The sequence below is a fragment of the Pseudomonas sp. McL0111 genome (genome assembly GCF_052567255.1).
On the sequence record NZ_CP199585.1, the window covers coordinates 3,592,509 to 3,600,000 of the forward strand.

Sequence of the window (7,492 nt, forward strand, 5' to 3'; positions counted from 1 at the left end):
GCTCAGCGAGCAGTGAGTTAGTGCTCAGGCTTGAGCAAGCGCTGTACCAAGTCCTTGGGCCCCGGTTTACGGGGCGTTGAGCATTCCGATGGCGCTCGGTCATGGGCGTTTCAGGTGGATTTGTTGAACCGCTGTTGCCTGAGCAACAGTTGCTGGAGCAACAGTGCCGAGTGCATGCAGGGATTTATAAAGGTTGCTGGTTATTCCGTAAAAGAACGTTAATCGATATTTATATTCTATTTATGAATATGCGGTTTTGAATGCTCAAATCCTGATAGCCACTATTGAGAGCGTTGATTTCTACTCGAGCGTACCCGGGCGTAGCCTTTGTCCATCGACCAACATTGCTCGCCAGGACGCTCCCATGAATCATTTACTGACTGTTTCGCTGCTGCTCGCTGTCTCCGTGCTCGCCGGTTGCGCCAGCCACGGTGCCCCGGAAGAGCGGCCTTATACCACCGAAGAAAGTCGCGAACTGGCGATGGAAGCGCTGAACCGCAGCGGACTGTCCTTTGATGAATACCATGCGAAAAAAGCCCAATTGCTCAGTCATTCGCAGTTCGACAAGAAAGCTGAAATGAGCGCCGAACGGGCCATACAGCTGCACGGTCGCCCAAGCTGAAATCAGACTGTACTGCCTGAAGTTTTTCCCAACTGTCCATGGGTTTAAGCGGCACCGTGCGATAGGGTCAACACCTGAATGACCCTGACGGACTACCCCTTCGATGAACCTCTCGCTTGATCTGCTGCTGGGCTTTGCCCTGTTCGCATTTGTCACCTCCATTACGCCGGGGCCCAACAACACCATGTTGCTGGCATCGGGCGTGAACTTCGGCTTCAACCGCACCATCCCTCATATGCTCGGCGTGACTTGCGGCTTCTTCGTGCTGGTCGTGGCCGTGGGCTTTGGCCTGGGCACGGTATTTCAGACTTATCCGCTGCTGTACTCGATCCTGCGTTATGCCGGGGCCGCGTACTTGCTGTATCTGGCGTGGAAAATTGCCCGCTCCGGGCCGGTCAGCGATAGCGAGCAGGGCGAGGCGAAGCCGATCAGCTACTTTGGCGCCGCCGCATTTCAGTGGGTCAATCCCAAGGCGTGGATCATGGCCATCGGTGCCATCAGCACCTACACGCCGATGCAGGGCTACTTCACCAATGTCGTGGTGATCGCGGCGGTCTTTGCCATCATCAACTTGCCGAGCGTCGGGATCTGGGTCGGCTGTGGCACGTTGCTGCGCAATGTGCTCAAGGACCCGCGCTGGTTGCGCGTGTTCAACTGGGGCATGGCGGCGCTGTTGGTCATTTCGTTGTACCCGCTGCTGCTCGAAAGCTTTAGCTGACGCATTGCTTCAATCGCCGGCCCGATGCCTGTTAAGCTCGGCTTCAGGAGCGTTCCTACGCACTTTTAAATGAAGTTGTTCTTCTTTAACGGCATCCGATCAGGTATTGATGACGCTCTCGGACCTCGGCACAGCTCACAAGGCTGTGTTTGTCGTTTGCAGATACGAGCCTCCTGATCCCGGAACACGCTCTGCGAGTCTTTTTATGAATCAACGTCCGCTGTATTTCGATTACGCCGCCACCACTCCGGTGGACGAGCGGGTCATCCAGGTGATGATCGAGTGTCTGGGTTTCAACGGTAATTTCGGTAACCCGGCCTCCAGCTCCCACGCCTTCGGTCAGCAGGCCCGGCAAACGGTCGAGCAGGCCCGTCGACAGGTCGCCGGACTGGTCGGCGCGCAAGCCGAACAGATTGTCTGGACCTCCGGCGCCACCGAATCCAATAACCTCGCCCTCAAAGGCGTGGCCCAGGCTCGCGGTGTGCCCGGCGGGCACATCATCACCAGCCAGATCGAACACAAAGCCATCCTCGATACCGCCCGGCAATTGCAGGACGCCGGCATCGCCGTGACCTATCTGGTGCCGGACGCCGATGGCCTGATCACTGCGCAAGCGGTCAGCGAAGCGATGCGCGATGACACTTTTCTGGTGTCGCTGATGCTGGTCAACAATGAATTGGGTACGGTCAACGACATCTCGGCCATCGGTGAGGTGGTTCGTGGTCGTGAGGCGTTGTTCCATGTCGATGCGGCGCAGGGCGCGGGCAAGGTTGCGATTGACCTCGCGCAGTTGCCAGTGGACCTGATGTCGTTCTCGGCGCACAAACTCTACGGCCCCAAAGGCATCGGCGCACTGTACGTCGGCCCTCGGGCGCAGCAGCGTGTGTTGGCGCAGATTCATGGTGGCGGGCACGAGGGCGGTTTGCGCTCTGGCACGTTGGCCACGCATCAGATTGCCGGCATGGGCGCAGCGTTTGCCTTGGCTCATGCCGCGTTCGATGAAGAGAAAAAGCTGATTGTCGCGCTGCGTGAACGCTTGCTCGAACAACTGTTGAGCCTGCCTGGCGTACGCCTCAATGGCAGCGCCAGCCAGCGTATTCCGCACACCTTGAGCCTGACGTTCGCTGACGGCGAGTTCAACAGCGCCGCCCTCAGTCATTCGATTGCGTTCTCGGCGACCTCGGCCTGCAATTCGGCCAGCAACACACCGTCCCACGTGCTGTTGGCGCTGGGGCACGATGCACGTCTGGCCGGCCGCACTATCCGCCTGAGCCTCGGCCGTTTCACCACCGCCGACGATATCGACAAGGCTTGTGCACTGATCAAGACCGCCTGCGCCAGTGCTCCGGCATTCTGGGCGACAGGGCTTTAATCAGCCGAATTCCGGCTACGAACAATAACGAAGAAGTGATTGGCAGGAGACATGATGAGCACCCAGACTTTGACCCAAGGAACGGTTCCCCAGCGCCTCGCGCGCACCCGCGAACTGATGCGTCGCGAAGGCATTCATGCGTTGCTGGTGCCGTCGGCTGACCCGCACCTGTCGGAATATCTGCCGGGTTACTGGCAGGGGCGGCAGTGGCTGTCAGGTTTCCATGGTTCGGTCGGCACTTTGATTGTCACCGCCGATTTCGCTGGCGTCTGGGCTGACAGCCGTTATTGGGAGCAGGCGACCAAGGAACTCAAAGGCAGCGGTATCGAACTGGTCAAGCTGCAACCGGGTCAACCGAGTCCGCTGGACTGGCTGGCTGAACAGACGCCAGAAGGTGGCGTGGTGGCGGTCGATGGCGCGGTAATGGCCGTGGCTTCCGCACGCACCCTGAGCAGCAAACTTGAAGCGCGCGGCGCACGTCTGCGTACCGATATCGATCTGTTGAGCGAAGTCTGGTCTGATCGCCCGAGTCTGCCGACCGCAGCGATCTATCAACATCTGCCACCGCAAGCGACCGTCAGTCGTGGCGAGAAACTCACCAAACTGCGCGAAACGCTGCAGGAACGCGGGGCCGATTGGCACTTTATCGCCACCCTCGACGACATCGCCTGGCTGTTCAACCTGCGTGGCGGCGATGTCTCGTTCAACCCGGTATTCGTATCCTTCGCGCTGATCAGCCAGCAGCAAGCGACGCTGTTTGTGGCACTGAGCAAGGTCGACGCAGATCTGCGTGCAGTGCTGGAACAGGATGGCGTGACACTGCGTGATTACCACGAAGTCGCCGACGCCCTGCGTGCTGTGCCGAGCGGCGCGAGCCTGCTGGTTGATCCGGCGCGGATCACCAGTGGTTTGCTGGATAACCTCGATAGCGGCGTGACCCTGGTCGAAGGTCTGAACCCGACCACGTTGGCCAAGTCGCAAAAGAGTCAGGCTGACGCGGCGCATATCCGTCAGGCGATGGAGCAGGATGGCGCGGCGTTGTGCGAGTTCTTCGCCTGGCTGGAATCGGCCTGGGGCCGCGAACGCATCACTGAGTTGACCATCGACGAAAAACTCACCGCCGCCCGTGAGCGTCGTCCCGATTATGTGTCGCTGAGTTTCAACACGATTGCAGCGTTCAACGCCAATGGCGCGATGCCGCACTATCACGCCACCGAAGAAGAGCACGCGGTGATCGAAGGTGATGGTCTGCTGCTGATCGACTCCGGCGGCCAGTACCTGGGTGGCACCACCGACATCACCCGGATGGTGCCGGTCGGCACGCCAAACGCCGAGCAGAAGCGCGATTGCACCCGCGTGCTGAAAGGTGTGATTGCGCTGTCACGGGCGCATTTCCCGAAAGGCATTCTGTCGCCGCTGCTCGACGCGATTGCGCGTGCGCCAATCTGGGCCGATAACGTCGATTACGGTCATGGCACCGGTCATGGCGTGGGTTATTTCCTCAACGTTCACGAAGGGCCACAAGTGATTGCCTATCAGGCCGCAGCAGCACCGCAAACCGCGATGCAGGTGGGGATGATCACTTCGATTGAACCGGGCACTTATCGTCCGGGTCGATGGGGCGTGCGTATCGAAAACCTGGCGATGAACCGTGAGGCGGGGAGCAGCGAGTTCGGCGATTTCCTCAAGTTCGAAACCCTGACCTTGTGCCCGATTGATACACGCTGTCTGGAAGTGTCGTTGCTGACCCAGGACGAGAAGCAGTGGTTCAACAGCTATCACGCTGAAGTGCGTGAGCGCTTGAGTCCGTTGCTTGATGGCGCGGCGCTGGAATGGCTGGTTACTCGTACGGCGGCTATTTAACGGTTTGAAGTTGTTTAGCCGGTTGAAGCTCAGGCGCTGAATTCAGCGCCTGAGTCATTTTGGTCGCAATCTAGCGCAAGGCTTCTGCGACGAAGTCCAGCCGATCCTGGCCAAAGTACAGTTGGCCGTCGACAAACATGCTGGGGGCACCGAAAACGCCTCGTTTAACGGCTGTTTCGGTATTTTCCTTGAGCGTTGCCTTAATTTCTTCATCGCCGGTGAGGGCCAGAACTTCATCGGGATCGAAACCGTGCTCGCTGAGTACCGCAGCGACAGTGGCCGGATCATTCAGCGCTTGGCCTTCTACCCATATCGCTTTGAACAGACAATCGATGAACGCCTGGAAACGCTCTGGCTGACGCAATTGAATACCGGTGACGGCACGCATCAGCATCAGCGTATTGATCGGGAAGTGCGGGTTGAATTTCAGCGGTACGCCGTAACGTCTGGCGTAACGATCCAGATCCACAAACATGTAGCGACCCTTGGCCGGGATCATGGCCGGTGACGCGTTACCGGTTGCCTTGAATACACCACCGAGCAGCATCGGGATGTAGATCAGTTGACTGTTGTTCTCGGCGCAGATCTTCGGCAGTTGGGTGTAAGCCAGATAAGTGGCGGGGCTGCCGAGGTCGAAGTAAAACTCCACGGTTTTGGTCATGTGCACTGCTCTCTGTTTTGTTATTGGTTTGGAGGATAGAAGGCTTACCAGCGTTCGTTCCACGGGCGCAGGTCTAGCTCAAAGGTCCATGCGTCCCGAGGCTGGCTGTGCAGATACCAGTAGTTTTCGGCGATATGTTCGGGATTCAAGATGCCGTCCTGATCCTTGGTCGCATACTTCTCAGGGAAGTTGCTGCGGATAAAGTCCGTGTCGATGGCGCCATCGACCACGACGTGGGCTACGTGGATACCGCGTGGGCCCAACTCCCGCGCCATGCTTTGCGCCAGCGCGCGGATACCATGCTTGGCGCCAGCAAAAGCTGCGAACCCGGAGGCGCCGCGCAACCCGGCAGTGGCACCGGTAAACAGAATGGTGCCGCGTTCGCGGGTAACCATGCGTTTGGCTACTTCACGGGCATTGAGAAACCCTGAGAAACAGGCCATTTCCCAGATCTTGAAATACTTACGTGCGGTTTCTTCAAGGATGCTGCAAGGCACATTGGCGCCAATATTGAACACGAACGCTTCGATAGGACCGAGCCGGGTTTCAATGTCTTCGATCAGCGCAATCACGTCTTCTTCCTTGCGCGCATCACAAGCGAATCCGTAGGCCTCGCCGCCATCGCTCTGAATGGCTTCCACCAATGGCTGAAGTTTGTCGGCGCTGCGTCGTGTCACACAGGCCACAAATCCTTCCTTGGCAAAACGTTTGGCGATAGCGCCGCCCGTGGCATCACCAGCGCCGACTACCAATACGACTTTCTTGTTATTCATCGGGAAGCCCTTTAGTAAACGATCGTTAAGTGAACGAACGTTATGCTAGGATTCGGGCAACGTCAAGGCGGTCGATTTGAGGGTAAATACATGCGTTATTCCGCCGGTCACAAGCTGGAGACCCGAGAGAAACTCCTGCAAAGCAGCGCGCTCTCGGCCAAGAGATCCGGATTTTCGACGGTGGGTGTCGACGGTTTGATGAAAGCGATCGGCCTGAGCGGGGCAGCGTTCTATAGCCACTTTTCTTCAAAAGACGCTTTGTTCGCCGCCATCGTCGAACGTGAACTGGGTCAAAGCCTGGATCGATTGGGAGGGCTGGGCGAGCAGGATCGTGAGCGTCTGGAGCGCTGTCTCAAGCAATATTTGAGCATGGCCCATGTCGACCAGCCTGAATCCGGTTGCGCGCTACCCACTCTGGGCGCGGAAATCGCGCGTTCAGACGAACTGGTGCGCGAGCAGGCAGAGCTATGGATTTGTCGGTTGCAGGCGAATTGGGCGCAGATTCTGCAGAGCGACAGCCTCGCCTGGGCGATTCTGTCGCAATGCGTCGGGGCTTTAGTGGTTGCGCGGATGCTGGTCACGCCGGACATTCAGCGTGCGGTACTGCAGTCCAGTCATGAGGAAATATCTCAGCAAATTGCTGCTCGACGTGTCGGGCAGCAAGACTGAACTATTTGCAGATGACAATCATGCTGCGGCTGGTATAGCCGGCCGGATTGAGGCCGAACGGGTAATCGCCTGGCTCTTCCACGGCGTCCCCCGATTTGGCAATGACCTTGTACCCCTTGGGCGCGCATGCATTGGCGGCGCTGGTGTAACACTTGTCCCAAGAGGACGAGAGCCCGGAACAGTTGATGTGCAGCCCTTTTTTGCCGTGTTTTACCTGGGTATTCGAGGTCGCTGCACAACCCGCAACTGCCAATACAGCGATCAGTATCAAAATTCGTTTCATTACTGTCCTTAATAGCGGCCACGAGTCTGGCGCTCGGGTCTGCTTGCATTCGCTCTCGCTTTAAAGCGTTCTGATATCCCTGTCTTTAAAAAATCCATGCCTGGCACTGAGTTACGTGGCTAAACATGGCCTAAATGCGCATCAATTGCCAGACCTTCGTCAAATCCCGTTTCAATCTGCCGCAATCGCAGGCTTGGCGGCACTGCCCATGGTCATGGTCGCACCGACGGACGCCAGAATAATGCACATGATCGCCATCCATTGTGACAGCGTCAGGTATTCATGCAGGAACAACAGGCCGGACAGCGCGCCGAATGCTGGCTCGATACTCATCAGAGTGCCGAAAGTGCGGGCAGGCATTCGAGTGAGCGCGACCATTTCCAGGGTGTAGGGGAGGGCAGTTGAAAGGATGGCGACGCCAATCGCGATGGGGATAAGCGAAGGCGTCAGCAACGCAGCGCCAGCATGGACAATGCCGATAGGGGCGACGAAGAGCGCTGCGATCATTACGCCTAGAGCTGCGGTTGTGAC

Annotated in this window: 10 protein-coding genes (1 of these 10 running past the window's edge); 6 read left to right on the forward strand and 4 right to left on the reverse strand. The window is 57.9% G+C overall.

Annotated elements, in window-relative coordinates:
- Window positions 1-101 precede the first annotated feature (101 nt).
- The 5 genes from ACTWLJ_RS16400 (at window position 102) to ACTWLJ_RS16420 (ending at window position 4,575) form a co-directional block, all read left to right on the forward strand.
- A complete protein-coding gene (locus ACTWLJ_RS16400; protein WP_445177581.1) occupies window positions 102-260 on the forward strand; it encodes a hypothetical protein in 159 nt (52 codons plus the stop codon).
- A gap of 104 nt (window positions 261-364) precedes the next feature.
- Window positions 365-622 (forward strand): hypothetical protein, encoded by a 258-nt coding sequence (locus ACTWLJ_RS16405; RefSeq protein ID WP_445177582.1) that lies wholly within the window; start codon window positions 365-367, stop codon window positions 620-622.
- A 103-nt stretch (window positions 623-725) separates the two neighbouring features.
- Window positions 726-1,340 (forward strand): LysE family translocator, encoded by a 615-nt coding sequence (locus tag ACTWLJ_RS16410; RefSeq protein WP_445177583.1) that lies wholly within the window; start codon window positions 726-728, stop codon window positions 1,338-1,340.
- A 205-nt stretch (window positions 1,341-1,545) separates the two neighbouring features.
- Window positions 1,546-2,712 carry an aminotransferase class V-fold PLP-dependent enzyme gene (locus ACTWLJ_RS16415; protein WP_445177584.1) on the forward strand — a complete coding sequence of 389 codons (1,167 nt, stop codon included), beginning with the start codon at window positions 1,546-1,548 and terminating at the stop codon, window positions 2,710-2,712.
- A 54-nt stretch (window positions 2,713-2,766) separates the two neighbouring features.
- Window positions 2,767-4,575 carry an aminopeptidase P family protein gene (locus ACTWLJ_RS16420; RefSeq protein ID WP_445177585.1) on the forward strand — a complete coding sequence of 603 codons (1,809 nt, stop codon included), beginning with the start codon at window positions 2,767-2,769 and terminating at the stop codon, window positions 4,573-4,575.
- 70 nt (window positions 4,576-4,645) lie between these two features.
- On the opposite strand, the gene ACTWLJ_RS16425 is transcribed toward ACTWLJ_RS16420, so the two are convergent.
- Window positions 4,646-5,236 carry a 2-hydroxychromene-2-carboxylate isomerase gene (locus ACTWLJ_RS16425; protein WP_445177586.1) on the reverse strand — a complete coding sequence of 197 codons (591 nt, stop codon included), beginning with the start codon at window positions 5,234-5,236 and terminating at the stop codon, window positions 4,646-4,648.
- Between the two features lie 44 nt (window positions 5,237-5,280).
- Window positions 5,281-6,009, reverse strand: a complete 729-nt coding sequence (locus ACTWLJ_RS16430) for an SDR family oxidoreductase (protein WP_445177587.1) — start codon at window positions 6,007-6,009, stop codon at window positions 5,281-5,283.
- A 90-nt stretch (window positions 6,010-6,099) separates the two neighbouring features.
- Here ACTWLJ_RS16430 and ACTWLJ_RS16435 point away from each other — a divergent pair, with 90 nt between their 5' ends.
- Window positions 6,100-6,678 (forward strand): TetR/AcrR family transcriptional regulator, encoded by a 579-nt coding sequence (locus tag ACTWLJ_RS16435; RefSeq protein ID WP_445177588.1) that lies wholly within the window; start codon window positions 6,100-6,102, stop codon window positions 6,676-6,678.
- A 1-nt stretch (window position 6,679) separates the two neighbouring features.
- On the opposite strand, the gene ACTWLJ_RS16440 is transcribed toward ACTWLJ_RS16435, so the two are convergent.
- Both ACTWLJ_RS16440 and rhtA read right to left on the reverse strand, forming a co-directional pair.
- Window positions 6,680-6,961, reverse strand: a complete 282-nt coding sequence (locus ACTWLJ_RS16440; protein WP_401213232.1) for a hypothetical protein — start codon at window positions 6,959-6,961, stop codon at window positions 6,680-6,682.
- 171 nt (window positions 6,962-7,132) lie between these two features.
- Window positions 7,133-7,492, reverse strand: partial view of a threonine/homoserine exporter RhtA gene (gene rhtA, locus ACTWLJ_RS16445; protein WP_445177589.1) — the 3' portion only. It continues 528 nt past the right edge of the window; only the last 360 of its 888 coding nucleotides appear in the window; its start codon lies off the right edge, out of view; its stop codon occupies window positions 7,133-7,135.

Excerpts from the sequence above, each read along its gene's own strand:
- ACTWLJ_RS16425 (WP_445177586.1), bottom strand. The coding sequence starts at position 5,236 with ATGACCAAAACCGTGGAGTTTTACTTCGACCTCGGCAGCCCCGCCACT.
- ACTWLJ_RS16435 (WP_445177588.1), top strand. The coding sequence starts at position 6,100 with ATGCGTTATTCCGCCGGTCACAAGCTGGAGACCCGAGAGAAACTCCTG.
- ACTWLJ_RS16405 (WP_445177582.1), top strand. The coding sequence starts at position 365 with ATGAATCATTTACTGACTGTTTCGCTGCTGCTCGCTGTCTCCGTGCTC.
- ACTWLJ_RS16420 (WP_445177585.1), top strand. The coding sequence starts at position 2,767 with ATGAGCACCCAGACTTTGACCCAAGGAACGGTTCCCCAGCGCCTCGCG.
- ACTWLJ_RS16400 (WP_445177581.1), top strand. The coding sequence starts at position 102 with ATGGGCGTTTCAGGTGGATTTGTTGAACCGCTGTTGCCTGAGCAACAG.
- ACTWLJ_RS16430 (WP_445177587.1), bottom strand. The coding sequence starts at position 6,009 with ATGAATAACAAGAAAGTCGTATTGGTAGTCGGCGCTGGTGATGCCACG.
- ACTWLJ_RS16415 (WP_445177584.1), top strand. The coding sequence starts at position 1,546 with ATGAATCAACGTCCGCTGTATTTCGATTACGCCGCCACCACTCCGGTG.
- ACTWLJ_RS16440 (WP_401213232.1), bottom strand. The coding sequence starts at position 6,961 with ATGAAACGAATTTTGATACTGATCGCTGTATTGGCAGTTGCGGGTTGT.
- ACTWLJ_RS16410 (WP_445177583.1), top strand. The coding sequence starts at position 726 with ATGAACCTCTCGCTTGATCTGCTGCTGGGCTTTGCCCTGTTCGCATTT.